A 981-nucleotide genomic window follows, 5' to 3' on the forward strand; every position below is an offset into this window, starting at 1 on the left:
GTATGGTGTATTACAACACTTCGGACAATCCAGCACAAACGGTCAAACAAATACAATATGTGATCACGGATGCAAATAGTCTTGATTCAGCAAATAACGTAAAAAGCTTGCTTACAATTACAACAGTGGATGATGCACCAGTGGTAATGACTCCAGAATCAAGCATGAATAATGGAGAGCTATTAACCATAATAAATAGTATTATCAATATTAGCGATGTTGATTCTCTAGCCAGTGACGTTGCGGTAAAAGTGAGTAATGTAGAAAATGGCTATTTCCAATTAAACAGTAATCCAGGCGTAGCGATAACGGAGTTTACGTTAGCTGATATAAATAACGGTGCAATTGAGTTTGTCCACGCAGGGAACAATCGTGTACCAAGCTTTGACGTTGTGGTAGGAGATTTGACCAATGATGTGAATGGGGCTTTGCCAGTTCATTCAAACTTTACGATGTTTAACGGTTTAAGTGTGATCTATACTAACTCGAATGATGTTGTGGATGCGTTAGTGCCTAATGGTTCAACTGTCCAAGATAATTCAGATGGGACTCTTACTGTTACCACTCAAAATGGTAGCGAAGTGACTATCCCTCAAGATAACCATGCGGTGATTACCGATGATGGTACAAATGTAACCGTTGATAGTGATGGTGATGGTATTTTAGATGTCACTGGACCCAGTGGTTCAAACTATGTCAATAATGGTGATGGGACATTTACCTTCACCACATCCGATGGTGACAGTGTGACCTTGCCAAATAACAGCAATGCGATTATTGGAAGCGGTGATGACGGTGAGACAGTTATTGATCTAGATGGCGATGGTACAGTGGATGTTACGGTTCCGGATAACTCACAAGTGATTGATAATGGAGATGGTACGATAACCGTGATTACCTCTAATGGCAGCGAAGTGATTGTTCCAGATAATAGTAATGCGGTGATTACCGATGATGGTACAAATGTAACCGTTGATAGTG

Annotated in this window: 1 protein-coding gene; it reads left to right on the plus strand. The window is 40.5% G+C overall.

All coding sequences use genetic code 11. The features are described 5' to 3' along the window. A partial coding sequence (locus tag DNJ77_RS09830; RefSeq protein ID WP_204723400.1) for a cadherin-like domain-containing protein occupies positions 1–981 on the plus strand: 981 nt, incomplete at both ends.

It is taken from the genome of Fastidiosibacter lacustris, assembly GCF_003428155.1.
GTDB lineage: Bacteria > Pseudomonadota > Gammaproteobacteria > Francisellales > Francisellaceae > Caedibacter > Caedibacter lacustris.